The sequence below is a fragment of the Brevibacillus sp. B_LB10_24 genome, from assembly GCF_046036945.1.
Lineage (GTDB): Bacteria > Bacillota > Bacilli > Brevibacillales > Brevibacillaceae > Brevibacillus_C.
In genome coordinates, this window is sequence record NZ_JBJQOQ010000043.1 from 25,430 (window position 1) to 42,542 (window position 17,113).

The 17,113-nt window shown below is 54.5% G+C and carries 14 protein-coding genes; all 14 read left to right on the top strand.

Features of this window, described 5'->3' with window-relative positions; all coding sequences use genetic code 11:
* Nucleotides 1-40 precede the first annotated feature (40 nt).
* The 14 genes from ACI7RC_RS25030 to yihA all read left to right on the top strand — a co-directional run bounded on the left by ACI7RC_RS25030 (nucleotide 41) and on the right by yihA (nucleotide 16,928).
* Nucleotides 41-1,111 carry a GerMN domain-containing protein gene (locus ACI7RC_RS25030; RefSeq protein WP_408110906.1) on the top strand — a complete coding sequence of 357 codons (1,071 nt, stop codon included), beginning with the start codon at nucleotides 41-43 and terminating at the stop codon, nucleotides 1,109-1,111.
* A 392-nt stretch (nucleotides 1,112-1,503) separates the two neighbouring features.
* Entirely contained in the window at nucleotides 1,504-2,658 is a 1,155-nt protein-coding gene (locus ACI7RC_RS25035) for an ABC transporter substrate-binding protein (protein WP_408110907.1), read from the top strand.
* A 76-nt stretch (nucleotides 2,659-2,734) separates the two neighbouring features.
* Entirely contained in the window at nucleotides 2,735-3,625 is an 891-nt protein-coding gene (locus ACI7RC_RS25040) for a branched-chain amino acid ABC transporter permease (RefSeq protein WP_408110908.1), read from the top strand.
* 64 nt (nucleotides 3,626-3,689) lie between these two features.
* Entirely contained in the window at nucleotides 3,690-5,561 is a 1,872-nt protein-coding gene (locus tag ACI7RC_RS25045) for a branched-chain amino acid ABC transporter ATP-binding protein/permease (RefSeq protein WP_408110909.1), read from the top strand.
* Nucleotides 5,545-6,285, top strand: a complete 741-nt coding sequence (locus ACI7RC_RS25050; protein WP_408110910.1) for an ABC transporter ATP-binding protein — start codon at nucleotides 5,545-5,547, stop codon at nucleotides 6,283-6,285. The genes ACI7RC_RS25045 and ACI7RC_RS25050 overlap by 17 nt, the downstream gene beginning before the upstream one ends.
* Nucleotides 6,286-6,632: 347 nt before the next feature.
* Nucleotides 6,633-7,430, top strand: coding sequence for a ribonuclease PH (rph, locus tag ACI7RC_RS25055; RefSeq protein ID WP_408110911.1), 798 nt, complete (start codon nucleotides 6,633-6,635; stop codon nucleotides 7,428-7,430).
* On the top strand, nucleotides 7,423-8,037 hold the full coding sequence (locus ACI7RC_RS25060) for an XTP/dITP diphosphatase (RefSeq protein WP_408110912.1): 615 nt from the start codon (nucleotides 7,423-7,425) through the stop codon (nucleotides 8,035-8,037). The genes rph and ACI7RC_RS25060 overlap by 8 nt, the downstream gene beginning before the upstream one ends.
* Nucleotides 8,034-8,558, top strand: a complete 525-nt coding sequence (locus tag ACI7RC_RS25065) for a metallophosphoesterase family protein (protein ID WP_408110913.1) — start codon at nucleotides 8,034-8,036, stop codon at nucleotides 8,556-8,558. Before ACI7RC_RS25060 ends, ACI7RC_RS25065 begins: the two co-directional genes overlap by 4 nt.
* Nucleotides 8,559-8,692: 134 nt before the next feature.
* Nucleotides 8,693-9,985: a trigger factor gene (gene tig / locus ACI7RC_RS25070; RefSeq protein WP_408110914.1), complete on the top strand. Its 1,293-nt coding sequence runs from the start codon at nucleotides 8,693-8,695 to the stop codon at nucleotides 9,983-9,985.
* Nucleotides 9,986-10,095: 110 nt separating this feature from the next.
* Complete coding sequence (gene clpP, locus ACI7RC_RS25075; RefSeq protein ID WP_408110915.1) at nucleotides 10,096-10,677, top strand: ATP-dependent Clp endopeptidase proteolytic subunit ClpP; 582 nt, start codon at nucleotides 10,096-10,098, stop codon at nucleotides 10,675-10,677.
* A 21-nt stretch (nucleotides 10,678-10,698) separates the two neighbouring features.
* Nucleotides 10,699-11,964 carry an ATP-dependent protease ATP-binding subunit ClpX gene (gene clpX / locus ACI7RC_RS25080; RefSeq protein ID WP_408110916.1) on the top strand — a complete coding sequence of 422 codons (1,266 nt, stop codon included), beginning with the start codon at nucleotides 10,699-10,701 and terminating at the stop codon, nucleotides 11,962-11,964.
* A 132-nt stretch (nucleotides 11,965-12,096) separates the two neighbouring features.
* Nucleotides 12,097-13,800, top strand: coding sequence for an ATP-dependent protease LonB (gene lonB, locus ACI7RC_RS25085; protein ID WP_408110917.1), 1,704 nt, complete (start codon nucleotides 12,097-12,099; stop codon nucleotides 13,798-13,800).
* Nucleotides 13,801-13,963: 163 nt separating this feature from the next.
* Nucleotides 13,964-16,297 carry an endopeptidase La gene (gene lon / locus ACI7RC_RS25090; RefSeq protein WP_408110920.1) on the top strand — a complete coding sequence of 778 codons (2,334 nt, stop codon included), beginning with the start codon at nucleotides 13,964-13,966 and terminating at the stop codon, nucleotides 16,295-16,297.
* A gap of 1 nt (nucleotide 16,298) precedes the next feature.
* The gene (yihA, locus tag ACI7RC_RS25095) at nucleotides 16,299-16,928 is read left to right on the top strand and encodes a ribosome biogenesis GTP-binding protein YihA/YsxC (protein WP_408110918.1); all 630 of its coding nucleotides are present in this window, start codon (nucleotides 16,299-16,301) and stop codon (nucleotides 16,926-16,928) included.
* The last annotated feature ends 185 nt before the right edge of the window (nucleotides 16,929-17,113 follow it).

Consider the following 17,113-nt stretch of genomic DNA (forward strand, 5'->3'; position numbering starts at 1 on the left):
ATACATAGTAGTACAAAGTGTGTCGAGGGGGATGGGAAACATGAGGATAAAGCGGATCGGCAAAGTGACGGCCGCGCTTGGCATGAGTGCGATTTTAATGAGCGGTTGCAGCCTTTTTGGACCGGAAAAGGAAACGAGTAAGACCGGTATTGACGTTCCGCCCGTAACGGAGACGGTTGCCCAGCCGTTCGGCCCGGACGGACCAGTCGTTGAAGGAAAAGACGAGGAACGGAGCAATGCGCCGGCCGTGGAACAGCAGACCGTGTACCTGGAGGACGCCAATGGCTATGTCGTTCCCGTTTCGTTGGCCCTGCCCGCATCCGAAGGAAAGGCCAAACAGGTACTGAACTACATGGTAAAAGGCGGCCCGGTGGAAAATCTGCTTCCGTCGGGATTCCATGCGGTGCTGCCGCAGGGGACCGAAATCAAAGGGCTCAATATCAAGAATGGTACAGCCACGGTCGACTTTTCCCCGCAGTTTAGGAAGTACGAGGCAAAGGATGAAAACAACATTCTGGACGCCATTGTCGGCGCGTTGACCCAGTTCCCGTCGGTCAAAAACGTATCGATCTGGGTCAACGGCACTCCGCTGCGGGAAATGCCGGTCGACAAGACGCCGATTCCCGCTGTTCTGGATCACGCCCACGGAATCAATCTGGAGCTTACGGAGAACGCTGTGCCTGGCCGTACCAGTGCGGTTACTGTCTATTTTCAGGGACAAATTGACGACAAACGCACCTACTACGTTCCGGTGACGCGGTTGATTCCGCAGACGGACAACATCGCCAAAGCGGCGCTTGAAGAACTGATCAAAGGGCCGAAGGAAGGCTCCCTGCTCTTCAGTTCATTCCTGGGAACAACCAAGGTACTGGATGTGCAGCAGAAGGACGACACCGTCACGGTGAATCTCAGCGGCGAAGTGCTGAAGTACGACTCCGGAAAAGAGGCACATCCGGAAGCGATGGAGTCACTCGTCCTTTCGCTGACGGAGAATACGGGCGCCAAGAAGGTACAGGTTTTGGTGGAAGGACAGCCGCTTGCCACTGCAGGGGCAAACGACTACAGCAAACCGGTCACCAGGCCCAGCCGCATTAATGCGATCTCGTTCTGACCTGCATGACTGAGACAAACAAATACAGCAGAATCTTCCTTTAAAGATAGGATAGACACCTACCAGATCCCGACCAGTGAATAGAGGTCGGTCATACCCTCCCACGGCGATCGGGCCGCTGTACTGTTTGTATAGCGGGTCCCGCGCCGGCGGGAAATCTGCACCTTGCAGCTGAATGATTTTGTTATTGACAGCCTTCACATGCTCTGATAAGATAATATCAGAACAATTAGAATAAACTGACTATATTTACTAAAACCGGTCACATCCGGTTTTTTTATAATACTCAATGTAAAACTGAGTTTTATATAGTAAAACTCCTGGGGGTGTATGAAGTGATGTAGGATGTCGAAGGATCCGGTTCTCTACAAAAATGACAAGGAGGAGAAAGTATGAAAAAATCAATCCGCGCTCTCTTTGCGGCCGTCACAGTCGCCATGACGCTTGTTGTAACCGCTTGCGGCAGCAGCGGTTCTGCCGGATCCGGCAGTCAGTCGGGGGGAGGAGATATCGTAAAAATCGGCATGATCGCTGATCTGTCCGGCAAGTCCGCCCTGTCCGGCAAATTTAAAAAAATGGGCGCGGAATTGGCTGTCGAGGAAATCAACGCGGACGGCGGCGTAGGCGGCAAAAAACTGCAGCTTGTCATTGAAGACAATCTTGGGACGCAGGAAGGTTCCGTCTCTGCGTTTCAAAAACTGGTTGCCGATCCCGATATTGTTGCGGTGATTGGCTCGATTCGCAGCACCAACAACAAAGCGATGGACCAATTCGTAAAGAAGGCCGGTGTCCCGGTCGCGATGGGCGGAACGAATGTCGGACTGACAAAAGAGTTGAAAAACAAATGGTATTTCCGTTTCCGCCCGCATGACGGCTATGCAGCTGAGTCCATTGCGAATTTTACCGCCGACAAGCTCGGGTTGAAGAAAATCGCCATCGTCTATGACACCGATGCATTTGGAACGGGCGGCAAGGACCTGCTCTTGGAAAACTACAAAAAGAAGGGGATCACACCGGTTGACGTGGAGGGATACACCACCGGCACCAAAGACTTTACGCCTTTCCTGGAAAATATCCGCAAGTCCGGGGCGGAGGCGGTCAACACCTACATGACCAATTCGGAAGACGCTGCGCAAATGGTCAATCAGATACGTCAACTGGGCTTAAACGTGCAATTGATTGGATCGCCCTCCATCGCCCAGGAAGTCACGTTGAAACTGGCGGGAGACAAATTGAACGGAGTGTACAGCGTCAACGATTTTGCGTTGGACCAAAGCCCGGAAACCATCGCATTCGTAGAGAAGTTCAGGAAAAAATACGGCGAAAACCCTGATGTTTATACCGCCTGGGCCTATGACGCCCTGCATATGTTCAGCAAGATTATAGCGGAAAATGGGACCGATCCCGAGGCGATTCGCACGGCAATGTTGAACATCAAAGATTACAAAGGAGCGGAAGGTACGTACTCCTTTGATGAATACGGAGACGGGCTGCACTCGTATTCGATTGTAAAAGTGGAAAACGGGAAAATTGTGACGCAAAAATGAGTACTCAGGTTGGTTTGCCGGGGCGGCCCCGCCGGGCTCCCCGGTCATTTCCGCAAAGGGCGGAAGGAGGGTTTGAATGGACGCATTAAATATGCCGTTTCAACTTCTGGTAAGCGGGCTTGCGATGGGAAGCATATACGCGCTGGTGGCACTGGGGTTTGTTTTGGTCTATGTGGCAGTCAATGTGGTGAACTTTGCCCAAGGCGATTTTGCCATGATGGGGGCATTTATCACGTTTACGCTGGTATCCGCTCTAGGTTTGCCGATCTGGATTGGATTGTTGGTCGGCGTGATTGTGATCGGTCTGTTCGGCTATTTGTTTCAATTAGGGGTCTACCGCCCGTTTCGAAACCGGAAAAAAGCGTTTCTTCCGGTGATGATCAGCACGCTTGGCGCATCGATGGTACTGCAAAGCGTCTTTTTACTCATATACGGGCCGTACCCCCAGAAACTGCCAACCTTGTTTACGGTAGACACGATTAAACTGGGCGAAGTCGCCATATCGACGCAGTATTTGGCCATTCTGGGATTTGCGCTCCTGTTGTTCCTGTTTCAATACATTTTTTTCGAAAAGACGATGATCGGAAAGCAGATGCAGGCAACGGCCCAGGATCCCGACACGGCCAGGCTGATGGGGATCAATGTGAGCAGGATGCACGCCATAACTTTTATTTACTGCACCGCTCTCGGCGGTATCGCCGGCATCCTCGTGGCTCCGGTTTTTATGATCACACATACCATGGGACCCATGATCGGATTGAAAGCGTTCGCATCCGCGATCGTTGGCGGATTAAGTGATGTAAAAGGAGCGATTATGGGCGGGCTTGCGATTGGCGTCATCGAAACGTTTGCTGCGGCGTACATTTCAGGACCATACAAAGATGCGTTTGCGTTTCTCGTGTTGGTGCTCTTTCTGATCTTCCGTCCTTCCGGCATTTTCGGAGAAAAAGTGGGACAGAAAGCGTAAACAGCCCGTACAGAAAGGATGTGACGACCTATTGAATAAAGAAAAGAAGCAAGGTGGTAAAAGCATGCAACCAATGGGGAATCTGGCCAAAATCGGCATTCTCCTGCTGGTGGTGCTGGCCGCTGTCGCGCCGTTTTTGCTGCCGGGCGGAAGGCTTGGTGCCTATTACATGACGACGATGATCAAAAGCGTCACCTTTTGCATCGCGACGCTGGGCTTAACGGTCGCACTCGGGTATGCTGGTCAAATCACACTCGCCCAAGCCGCTTTCTTTGGCTTAGGGTCGTACTCGATTGCCATTGCCTGTTCCCTCTACGGCTTTCCTGTATGGGTTGGCGCTCTCCTGTCTATTCTCGTTCCGCTCCTCGTCGGACTATTTTTGGGAGCGGTTTCGCTTCGCCTGGTCACCCACTATTTAGCGCTGGTGACCATTGGTTTTCAGGTGATAATCCAGTTGGTCCTGCACAATTGGCACAGTTTTACGGGTGGTGCCGACGGGATACGCAACATTCCCCGCCCCTTCGGATTGACCAACGATACGGCCTACTATTGGTTTGGACTTGTGGTACTGCTCGCTGCGGTTTACCTGGTCTTCAAAATGAAACACTCGCGGCTGGGACGTGCGTTGTTCGCCCTTCGGGAAGATGAACTGGCCGCAACCGCCTGTGGGATCGATCTGTTTAAGATGAAAATGCTCGCCTTTTCCATCAGTGCCGGGCTGGCCGGGTTGGGCGGATTTTTATTTGCGGCCAGCTACGGGTATATCAGCCCGCAGACGTTCGTCTTTGAACAATCCGTCATGTTCTTTGCCATGGCCATTGCCGGCGGGGCCGAATCAATTATCGGCACGATGCTCGGCACCATATTGCTGACCTGGCTGCCGGAATGGCTCCGCGCCTTTAAAGAATACTATTTGGCCGTCTACGGCGGTTTGATTATCATCGTGATGGTGTTCGTTTCGGATGGGATTTGGGGATTGCTCTCCCGGACGTATCACAGAATCCGCACGGGCAGGCAAACCAAATCAGACAACGTGCAGCAGATAAAGTTTCCCCGCGGCCTGGAACTTTCCTTTCTCAGAGAACGCCAAGCAAAGAAGGCCTGGGATGAGCATCCGGTAACGGCGGCGGCGTTGGAGAAAGCAGATACCCATCGTTCGGTTGTCCTCCTGGAAGCCGTCGGGCTGAAAAAGCATTTCGGCGGGGTAAAGGCCGTGGACGGCGTTGATTTTCAGGTGCGAAAAGGGGAAATTCACGTCCTGATCGGGCCGAACGGTTCCGGAAAGACAACGGTGATCAATGTGCTAAGCGGACTCTATTCGGCTACTGGCGGGCAGGTCCGTTTTAAGGGAAAAGAGATGACCAACAAAAAGCCTCATGTGATTGTGCAAAATGGTATATCCCGGACCTTTCAAAATATTCGGCTCTTCCCTGAACTGACGGTGATAGACAACGTCATGATCGCCGCACAAGTGAGAAGCAAGTCCGGTTTGATGGGAATCGTATTCGGCAGCAAACCGGCGCGGCAAGAAGAAGAGCGAATAAGAGCGAAGGCAGAAGAAGCGCTGGCGTTCGTAGGGTTTACCCATTTTCACGAGAAAGTGAAGAATTTGTCCTACGGTCAGCAGCGGATGGTGGAAATTGCCCGAGCGTTGGCAACAGAACCGGAGCTTTTGCTCTTGGACGAACCGGCTGCCGGCATGAATCCGGAGGAAACAAAAGAATTGGTTCTATTGCTCAAAAGGTTGAATGAACTGGGTCTGACGCTTTTGCTGATCGAACACGATATGGATCTGGTGGTGGAAGTGGCAGACAACCTGACTGTTCTTGACTTTGGCAAGAAGATCAGCGAGGGATCCATCGATCAGGTGTTGAATGATGCTGAAGTGATCAAGGCGTATCTGGGGGAGGAGTTTGCCCATGCTGAAGCTCGCTGATATCGAAACCAGATATGGGGAAATCGTCGCTTTAAAGGATGTCTCTCTCCATGTGGAAGAAGGGGAGATCGTGGTGCTGCTCGGTTCAAATGGAGCGGGAAAGACGACAACGCTGAAGACGATATCCGGTTTGATCCATCCCATCAAAGGTACCATTCAGTTTATGGGAAAGCGCATTGAAGGAATGGATGCAGAACAGATTGCGAAGCTGGGGATTATCCATGTGCCAGAAGGCAGAAAAATATTTCCCGGGTTAACGGTAAGGGAAAACTTGCAGTTGGGAACGTCAAATCGCAAGGCGTCCAGGCGAGAGATCCAACAAGGAATCGATGAAGTTATCGCGATTTTTCCCGATCTGGAACGCTTGCTGGACCAACTGGGGTGGTCTCTGTCCGGGGGGCAGCAGCAAATGTGCGCCATCGGCCGCGGATTGATGGCAAAACCGAAATTGCTCATGCTGGATGAGCCCTCCCTCGGTCTGGCGCCGGTAATTGTAAGGAACATGTTTCAGACAATCAGGAAGATTAATCAGCAGGGCACAACCGTCCTGTTGGTGGAGCAAAATGCCCGCCAAAGCCTGGCCATTTCCCACCGTGGCTACATTCTTGAGACGGGCAGGATCGTCCTGCAAAACCAGGCAGTTGAACTGCTTTACGACGAACAGGTAAAAGAGGCTTATCTTGGATCGGCAAAGCTTGCGGGAGAAGGGAAAGCCAGGAGATGATCCCGACGGTACTCGAAAGGGAGCAGCGTCGTTCGTTGGAAGCGGCTATCCCCCTCGAAAACAAAGGGTTGTATCGTGAAGAGTACAACCCTTGGTCAATCGTCATACAAACAGGCCTGAGCTGCTGCTCAGGTTTTTCCTTATATCCAGACCAATGCTCAGGCGCGGAAGCCGAACAGGGGATGTACCGAATTGGCCTAACGAGTGGCAGAAGCACCATTGCCTTGGTATAATATGAAAAGCGTCGCAGCAGCAGGCGGCCGGCTTCCCTCTCAGGCGGACCGGCAGCCGGGTGTCACGACTTTTGAAGCGCAGAAGATGACCGACGATACATAGGAGGACGAACAATGAGAGTGGATGGACGGGAACCAAACCAACTGCGCCCGGTAACGATCACGCGCAATTACATAAAGCACGCGGAAGGATCATGCCTGATTGAAGTGGGGGACACCAAAGTGATCTGCACCGCTTCACTGGAAGAACGGGTGCCGCCGTTCATGCGGGGGGGCGGCAAGGGCTGGGTGACGGCGGAGTATTCGATGCTGCCGAGAGCGACGGAAACACGCAATGCCCGTGAGTCGTCCAAAGGGAAAGTGGGCGGACGGACGATGGAGATTCAACGCCTGATCGGGCGGGCGCTCCGCTCTGTGGTGCAGCTGCAGGCGATGGGCGAGCGCACCATCTGGCTGGACTGTGATGTGATCCAGGCTGACGGCGGGACGCGCACCGCTTCCATTACCGGCGCTTTTGTGGCGATGGTGGACGCGATGCGCAAACTGGTGGACAGCGGTGTCTGGAAAAGCTTCCCGCTCACCGATTACCTCGCGGCTACGTCCGTCGGCGTCATCGATGGATCGGCCGTACTCGACCTCAACTACAAGGAAGACTCCAGCGCGATCGTCGATATGAACGTAGTGATGACCGGTACCGGCAAGTACGTTGAGCTGCAGGGGACGGGCGAGGAGTCTCCGTTCAGCGGCGAGCAGCTGCAGGAACTGCTTGATTTGGCCAAACACGGGGTGCTGCAGCTGATCGACATCCAAAAACAGGTACTTGGCGAAGTCGTCCTGTTCGCCCCGCCGCAGCCGGAACCGGCTGCCCAGGCTCAGACGTCGCGTCCTGCAGGAGACAGAACAAATGGCTGAGGCAGCATCCGTGAGAAAAGTCGTGTTGGCAACCCGAAACCAGGGGAAAGTGCGTGAACTGCGGCAGATGCTTGCCCCCTTGGGCTGGGAAGTAGCAGGCCTGGACGAATTTCCTGGAGCGCCAGAGGTCGTCGAGGACGGTGACAGCTTTGAGGCGAACGCCTTGAAAAAGGCGCTGACGATCTTTGCCTATACAGGACTTGCCGCCATCGGTGACGATTCCGGGCTGGAAGTTGACGCACTCGACGGGGCACCTGGCATCTACTCGGCCCGGTACGCCGGGGAGGAGGCGACGGACGAGCAAAACTGGCGCAAGCTGCTGGATGAGCTTCGCGATGTTCCCATGGACAAGCGAACCGCTCGTTTCCGCTGCACGCTAGTGATGGTGAATGGTACAGAGCCGGCTCTGACGGCACAAGGAAGCTGCGAGGGAGTCATCATCCGCGACCCGGCCGGCGAAAACGGCTTTGGCTACGACCCGGTGTTTTACCTGCCCGAGCGGAAGTGCACGATGGCTCAGCTTCCCGCCGAGGTGAAAAACCAGATCAGTCACCGGGCAAAAGCGCTGCAAAATCTAGTTACGCTGATCAGGGGGAATCAGGTGTGAGCATTCTCGTACTGAGCGATACGCACGGATTGGTGCAGGAGGTAAAACAAGTGGTGAACCGGCACCCGGCCGAGTTGATTTTGCACTGCGGAGATTTTTGCGTCGACCGCAGGCGGCAGCCGTTTGCCGGGATGGAGCTGGTCCGGGGCAATTGCGATTCAGATGACAGCGTTCCGCTCGACAGGCAGATCAAGTATCGCGACCTGCGGATCTACCAGACGCACGGTCATCTCTACGGGGTGAAAAGCTCGCTGCAGAAGCTGCACTATCGGGCGGAGGAGACCGGGGCCAATGTCGTGCTGTTTGGCCACTCCCACTTTCCGCTGTGCACGGTAGAGCGCGGGATCCTCTTTCTCAATCCGGGGAGCCTGCAGCTGCCGCGGGGGTTTGCCACTCCGACCTGTGCGGTGATCGAGCAGCGGGAATCTAGCAGCGACGGCATTGAAGTAGAAGTGAAGTACTTTGACCACCACGGCAAAACGGTCAAGGAACGAGGCGGACGCTTCAAGCTGCGTCGGTGATTCTTGATATTCTCTAAGTATGTGATATACTATAATGGTTATAATGGCAGGTAAACTGTTCTCACTCGGAAAGATTGCAGCTTCCGGGTGGTTCGCTCATGTTTCTTGGATTCAATCTAGGAGGGGAAGTTTAAGTGGCAGCGAAATGGGAAAAGTTAGAGAATAACCAAGGGGTCTTGACGGTCGAAGTAGAGCCGGAACAAGTGGACCAGGCCTTGGATCAGGCATTTAAAACAGTTGTAAAAAAGGTGAACATACCTGGTTTCCGCAAAGGCAAAATTCCGCGCAAAATGTTTGAAGCGCGTTTCGGCGTCGAGTCGCTGTATCAGGACGCCCTTGATATTTTGCTCCCGACCGCTTACGGACAAGCTGTAAAGGAAGCCGGGATCGAGCCGGTAGACCGCCCGGAAGTAGACGTAGAACAGATGGGCAAAGGCGAAAAGCTCATCTTTAAAGCTACTGTGACCGTGAAGCCGGAAGTGAAGCTGGGCGATTACAAGGGACTGGAAATTGAGCCGAAAGACTTCGCCGTCAAGGACGAAGACGTCGATGCCGAGCTGAAGCGCATGCAGGAGCGCCACGCAGAATTGTACGTGGTGGAAGACGGCAAGGTAGAGTCGGGCGACATCGCTTTGATCGACTTTGAAGGCTTCCAGGACGGCGACGCTTTTGAAGGCGGTAAAGAGGAAAACTACTCCCTGGAAATCGGTTCCGGAACCTTTATCGCCGGATTTGAAGACCAGCTGATCGGCGCAGCAAAAGGCGAAGAGCGCGAAGTCAAGGTCACGTTCCCGGAAGACTACCACGCGCCGAACCTGGCCGGCAAAGAGGCCGTTTTCAACGTAAAAGTAAACGAGATCAAGCGCAAGAACCTGCCTGAACTGGACGACGAGTTCGCCAAAGACGTCAGCGAGTTTGACACCTTGGATGAACTGAAAGCGGATATTAAGAAAAACCTGGAAGAAAAAGCGGTTCGCGATAAAGATACGTACATCCGCCAGGAATTGGTGCTGAAAGCAAGCGAAAATGCAGAGATGGATATTCCTGCCGTCATGATCGATCAGGAAGTCGATCAAATGCTGCGCGAGTTTGCGCAAAGACTGCAGTTCCAAGGCCTGAATCTGGAGCTCTACTACCAGTTCTCCGGAATGGATGAGAGCACGCTCCGCGACCAGTTTAACGCAGAAGCCACCACTCGCGTCCGCACCGCATTGACGCTGGAGGCGATTGCCAAAGCGGAGAACATCGAAGTGACAGATGAAGATGTAACGGAAGAGCTGAATAAACTGTCTGAGATGTACAAACGCCCGGCAGACGAGCTTCGCAGCATCTTCACCTCGCAAGATGGCATGGCTGGTCTCTACCATGACATCAAAACGCGCAAAACAGTCGATTTGTTGGTAGCAGAAAGCAAAGCATCTGCATAATCTAAGTACAAGGCACGAAATTTGAGTTCGTGCCTTGTTTTTCCACCTTCCTTTTTTCACGCGGGAAGGTGTCTATACATAAGAATGAAGTGTGTAAAGGAGGCAAAGCCATGCTGATTCCTATGGTCATTGAGCAAACGAACCGCGGCGAAAGAGCGTATGATATCTATTCGCGTTTGTTAAAAGATCGGATTATTTTCTTAGGAACGGCTATTGACGACGAAGTAGCCAATCTCGTCGTGGCCCAACTTCTCTTTTTAGCTTCGGAGGATTCGGAGAAGGACATCAGCTTGTACATAAATTCGCCGGGTGGTTCAGTGACGGCAGGTCTGGCGATCTACGACACGATGCAGCACGTCAAACCGGACGTATCGACGATCTGTGTCGGGATGGCGGCCAGCATGGGCGCCGTGCTGCTGGCTGGCGGAGCAAAAGGCAAGCGTTACGCCCTTCCCAACAGTGAAGTGATGATCCACCAACCGCTTGGCGGCGTCCGCGGGCAGGCGGAGGACATACGCATTCACGCCGACTGGATCCTGAAGACAAAACGGCAGCTGAACGAGATCCTGGCAGACAGAACCGGGCAGCCGTACGAGCGCATCGAGCGGGACACCGACCGGGATAACTTTATGAGTGCCGAGGAAGCGAAGGCTTACGGCTTAGTCGATGCAGTTATGACGCGTAGGAATTGACCTGACAAGAGGTGAAAAGAGATGTTTAAATTCAACGATGATAAGGGCCAGTTGAAGTGTTCGTTCTGTGGAAAATCACAGGAGCAGGTGCGCAAACTAGTCGCGGGACCAGGTGTGTACATTTGTGACGAATGTATCGAACTCTGCAACGAAATTGTTCAAGAAGAGCTCGGCAACGAAGAAGACGTCGACATGAAGGAAATTCCCAAGCCGGTGGAAATCCGCAAAATCCTCGACGATTACGTCATCGGCCAGGATTTGGCAAAAAAATCGCTCTCTGTAGCCGTCTACAATCACTACAAGCGGATTAATACAGGGGCCAAAATCGAAGAGGTCGAACTGCAGAAGTCCAATATCGTCTTGATCGGACCGACCGGGAGCGGGAAGACCCTGCTGGCACAGACGCTCGCCCGCATTCTCAACGTACCGTTCGCCATCGCTGACGCCACTTCGCTCACCGAGGCCGGATACGTCGGGGAAGACGTGGAGAACATCCTGTTGAAGCTGATCCAGGCGGCCGATTACGACGTGGAAAAAGCGGAAAAAGGCATTATCTACATCGACGAGATTGACAAGGTGGCCCGCAAATCGGAAAATCCTTCCATCACCCGCGATGTGTCGGGCGAAGGCGTCCAGCAGGCGCTGTTGAAAATCCTGGAAGGAACGGTGGCCAGCGTTCCGCCACAAGGCGGCCGCAAACACCCGCATCAGGAGTTTATCCAGATCGATACCTCCAACATCCTGTTTATCTGCGGCGGTGCCTTCGACGGCATCGAACAGATTATCAAACGGCGGATCGGCAAAAAAGTCATCGGCTTTGGCGCAGATACGGCAGAAGGGATCTCGGGCGATCTGAAAGCAGGGGAGTACCTGAAGTACGTCCTGCCGGAGGACCTGCTGAAGTTCGGGCTGATCCCGGAGTTTGTCGGCCGTTTGCCGGTGATGGCTACGCTGGAGCCGCTCGATGAGGAAACCCTCATCCGGATCCTGACCGAGCCGAAAAACGCGCTGATCAAACAGTACCAGAAGCTGCTCAGCCTCGACGGTGTCGAACTGGAATTCGAAGAAGGAGCGCTGCGGCAGATCGCTTTGGAAGCGATCAAGCGCAACACCGGGGCACGCGGCCTGCGGGCGATCATCGAACAGATCATGCTTGACATGATGTACGAATTGCCGTCTCGCGAAGATGTCGAGAAGTGCCGCATCACCGAAGAGACTGTTCGCGAAAAAGCGAAGCCGCTCTTGACGAATAAAGAAGGCGATATCGTCCGAAGCGAATCGGCTTAAAGAACTTCTGCCGCCCTTTTCACTGAAGGGCGGCTTTTTTCGTTTACTCCCCCTCTCTGCGGGCAATACTACTCAATATAGTTTTGCGGACGTGTCCTCGCATACACGGATTTCATGGGAGGGAATACCAAGATGGAGTATACGACTTTAGTCATCGCTAGTATTGAAGTAGTCGTCGGTGTCATCATCGGCGCTTATTTTTGGAATCTGCTCAAAACCCAGAGGAACTCGAAGACGTCCGTCGATCGCGAGTCGCGAAAAGAAGTGGACCAATTGCGCAAGCTGCGAATGGTCGCCCTGACGGAACCGCTCTCAGAAAAGACTCGCCCCGCCTCACTCGGCGAGATCGTCGGACAGGAAGACGGGCTGCGGGCGCTGCGGGCCGCACTGTGCGGGCCCAATCCGCAGCATGTGATCATCTACGGCCCGCCTGGCGTCGGCAAGACGGCGGCTGCCCGCGTGGTGCTCGAAGAGGCGAAGAAGACGGTTCACTCTCCGTTTAAGCAGGATGCCAAGTTTGTCGAGATTGATGCGACGATCGCCCGTTTCGATGAACGGGGTATCGCCGATCCGCTGATCGGCTCGGTTCATGATCCGATCTATCAAGGAGCCGGTTCGCTTGGTCAAGCAGGAATCCCGCAGCCCAAGCCGGGTGCCGTTACCAAAGCGCATGGCGGGGTTTTGTTTCTCGACGAAATCGGCGAGCTTCATCCCATTCAAATGAACAAGCTGCTCAAGGTGCTGGAGGACCGGCGAGTGATTCTGGAGAGCGCTTACTACAGCGAAGAAAATACGCAAATTCCCCAGCACATTCACGACATCTTTCAATACGGGCTGCCGGCGGATTTCCGCTTGGTCGGGGCCACCACCCGCACGCCGGAGGACATCCCTCCAGCCCTTCGTTCGCGCTGCCTGGAAATATTCTTTCGCCCGTTAAAGCCGCAAGAGATTGGCAGTATCGTCAGAACGGCTTCGCAAAAGATGGATATGGATGTCTTGCCGGAAGCTGCTGAAGTGATTCAGCTATACGCGACGAACGGACGGGAAGCGATCAACACGCTGCAGATTGCGGCCGGCATCGCTCTTACCGAAGGCAGACAGGAGATTCGGGCATCCGATGTGGAATGGGTCGTACACAGCAGCCAAAAGTCCCCGCGGCAGGAGAAACAGGTGCACGAGCTGCCGCAGGTCGGACTCATCAACGGTTTGGCCGTCTACGGACCCAACATGGGCACCGTCATGGAGCTGGAAGTGACCGCCTCTCCTGCCCAGGTCCCCGGGAGCGGACGCGTGACGATGACCGGATTGGTGGAGGAGGAGGAGATGGGCGGGCGCAGCCGGACGATCAGACGCAAGTCGATGGCCAAAGGCTCGATCGAAAATGTCCTGACCGTTCTGCAGCGGATGGGCCTGCACCCCTACGATTACGACCTGCACATCAACTTTCCCGGCGGCATCCCGATTGACGGCCCGTCTGCCGGTATTACGATTGCCGCTGCGATCTACTCGGCGATCAAGGAAAAGCCGATCGACAACCGGGTAGCGCTGACCGGTGAGGTGAGCATTCACGGCAAAGTAAAACCGGTTGGCGGCGTCGTCGCCAAGGTGGAGGCTGCCAAGCTCGCCGGGGCGACGCGCGTCTTGATTCCTGCGGAGAACTGGCAGTCAATCTTCGAGGAGATGAAGGAGATCCAGATCATCCCTGTATCGACTGTAGAGGAGGCCATTCGCCTCTCCCTGGTGGAAGAAACAGAAGAGGTAGGCGAACCGGCGGCTGCGCCGTTTTCCGTTGCGATCCAGGCAGACGGCTTGGCCTCGTCAAGCCTGCCGATGTAGCTGCCCAGGCTTTTTTGGGGTCTGGGCTGCCCTTTGTTGTCCGGAATCCGCCGGCAACTGTCCGGCGGATTAGACATTGTCTCCGGTTTACGTTAAAATGGAACGAAAACGCTACAAATCCAAGAAGAGCAAGAGTTTACAGGAGGATTGGGGGAGCATGGCCATGGAAGATGCGAGTGGAAAAAGAGAGATTCCATTGTTACCGCTCCGCGGGTTGCTGGTGTATCCTAGCATGGTTCTCCACCTGGACGTAGGCCGGGAAAAATCAATCAAGGCCTTGGAACGAGCCATGGTGGATGACAATAAAATTTTGTTGGCTACACAGGAAGAGGTTCAAGTAGAAGACCCGGGAGCTGCCCAAATTTTTCAAGTAGGGACGGTTGCCCGCGTCAAACAGATGCTGAAGCTGCCCAACGGTACGATACGCGTTCTGGTTGAGGGGCTGCAGCGGGCGAAAATAGAAGAGTTTACCCGCGAAGACGATTATTTTCAAGTACTGATTACATACCTGGAAGAGAGTCCGGGTCGGGAGAACGAAGTAGAAGCATTGATGCGCTCCGTGTTGAATCACTTTGAGCAGTACATCAAGCTGTCGAAAAAAATCTCCCCGGAAACCTTCTCATCCGTAAGCGACATCGAAGAGCCGGGAAGGCTTGCCGACGTCATCGCTTCTCACCTGCCCCTGAAGATGCAGGACAAACAGCTGATTCTGGAGACTGTCGACATTCAAGAGCGGCTGGAAATCCTGTTGAGAATCCTGGGCAACGAACGGGATATTCTCGAGCTGGAACGCAAGATCGGGCAGCGTGTGAAAAAACAAATGGAAAAGACGCAAAAAGAGTATTACCTGCGCGAACAGATGAAGGCGATTCAAAAAGAGCTCGGGGACAAGGAAGGGCGAGCCGGAGAGGTGGACGAACTGCTGGAGCAGTTGGATAAGTCGGATGTACCGGAGCGGATCAGGAGCAAGATCGAGAAGGAACTGGAACGCTTGGAAAAGATGCCGTCCACATCTGCCGAGGGAAGCGTCATCCGCACCTATGTCGACACGCTGCTGGCCCTGCCGTGGACCCGCAAGACGATCGACAACCTCGATATCGCCAATGCTGAAAAAGTGCTTAACGAAGACCACTACGGGCTGGAGAAGCCAAAGGAACGGGTGTTGGAATACCTGGCTGTACAAAAGCTGGTCAACCACATGCGCGGTCCGATTCTCTGCCTCGTCGGCCCTCCCGGCGTGGGGAAAACATCGCTGGCCCGCTCGATCGCCCGTGCGCTGGAGCGCGAATTCGTCCGCATCTCTCTCGGCGGAGTTCGCGATGAAGCGGAAATTCGCGGCCACCGCCGCACGTATGTCGGCGCCATGCCGGGCCGGATTATCCAAGGGATGAAGACGGCAGGAACAGTCAACCCCGTCTTTTTGCTGGACGAAATCGACAAGCTGGCCTCCGACTTCCGCGGCGACCCTGCTTCCGCCCTGCTGGAAGTCTTGGACCCTAACCAGAACGACAAGTTCAGCGACCACTACGTGGAAGAGACATACGATTTGTCACAGGTAATGTTTATCACGACAGCCAATACACTGCATACCATCCCCCGTCCCTTGCTGGACCGGATGGAGACAATCTACATCTCCGGTTATACCGAGGTGGAGAAGCTGAAGATCATGCAGGGTTACCTGCTGCCCAAGCAAATGGAGGAACACGGACTTGGCAAGGATAAGCTGCAGGTCAATGAAGAAGCGATGCTCAAGGTGGTCCGTCAGTACACCAGGGAGGCAGGCGTGCGCAATCTGAACCGCGAGGCGGCCAACATCTGCCGGAAAGCCGCCAAACTGATCGTCAGCGGCGAGAAAAAGCGGGTGGTCGTGACGCCGAACACCGTTGAGACGCTGCTGGGCAAACCCCGCTACCGCTTCGGCTTGGCTGAGCTGGAGGATCAGGTCGGTTCGGTTACCGGTCTGGCTTGGACCGAGACGGGCGGCGACACGCTCAATGTCGAGGTTAGCGTGCTGCCGGGGAAAGGAAAGCTCACTTTGACCGGGCAGCTCGGCGACGTGATGAAGGAATCCGCGCAGGCGGCGTTCAGTTACATCCGCTCCCGTGCCAATGAGTGGAAGATCGACCCAGAGTTTTACGAGAAAAACGATATTCACATCCACGTCCCGGAAGGAGCGATTCCCAAAGACGGCCCTTCTGCCGGGATCACGATGGCGACCGCTTTGGTATCTGCGCTGACAGGCATTGCCGTGCGCAAGGAAGTAGGAATGACAGGCGAGATCACTCTCCGGGGACGGGTGCTCCCGATTGGCGGTTTGAAGGAAAAGGCGCTGTCTGCTCACCGGGCCGGATTGCAGGAGGTCATCATTCCCAAGGAGAATGAAAAAGACATCGACGACATTCCGGAGAGCGTACGCAAGGAGCTGCGGTTTATTCCTGTGGATCATTTGAACGAAGTCCTTGTCCATGCCTTGGTCAAGAATGATCTGGTGAAATAAGATGAAAGTTACTTCTGCCGAATTTATCATCAGTGCTGTTTCCCCGAAACAGTACCCGACGGAAGGCCTGCCGGAGATCGCCCTGGCAGGTCGCTCCAATGTCGGGAAGTCGTCTCTTATCAACAAAATGCTAAACCGCAAAGCCTTGGCGAGAACGAGCTCCAGGCCAGGCAAGACGCAGACGCTCAACTACTTTCTCGTCAATAAGTCGCTCTACTTCGTCGACTTTCCCGGTTACGGCTATGCCAAGGTGTCCAAATCGCTGAAGAGCCAATGGGGCGGGATGATCGACACGTATTTGACCAGCCGCAAAGAGCTGAAGTTCATCATCCAGCTCGTCGACATCCGCCACGCTCCCAGCAAAGACGACGTGGCCATGTACGAATACTGCAAGCAGATCGGCCTGGACACCGTCGTCGTCGCCACCAAGGGCGACAAGATCGCCCGCGGCAGGTGGCAGCAGCACCTGAAGGTGATCCGCAACACGCTGAACATGCGCTCGTCCGACACGCTGATCATCTTCTCCTCCGAAACCGGCCAGGGCAAGGACGAACTCTGGGCCGAAATCAACCGCCGCTTGAACGAGGCGGGCGAACCGCAGCCTGCAACGGCTTCGCCGGAATCGCCGTAAGCCAGTCGTGAGCTTGGCAGGCGAGCATGCATGGCATCCGGAGTTTGACATAGGGCTGCTCGGCTAGAAATACAAAACGACGGACTTCCCGACATCAAGTAGCAAAGCCCCGTTGAGACCGAGAAAAATGGAGCGAGCTGAGGCCTTGGCAACGCCCACCCAGTCGGAACGGAAAAAAACGGCAC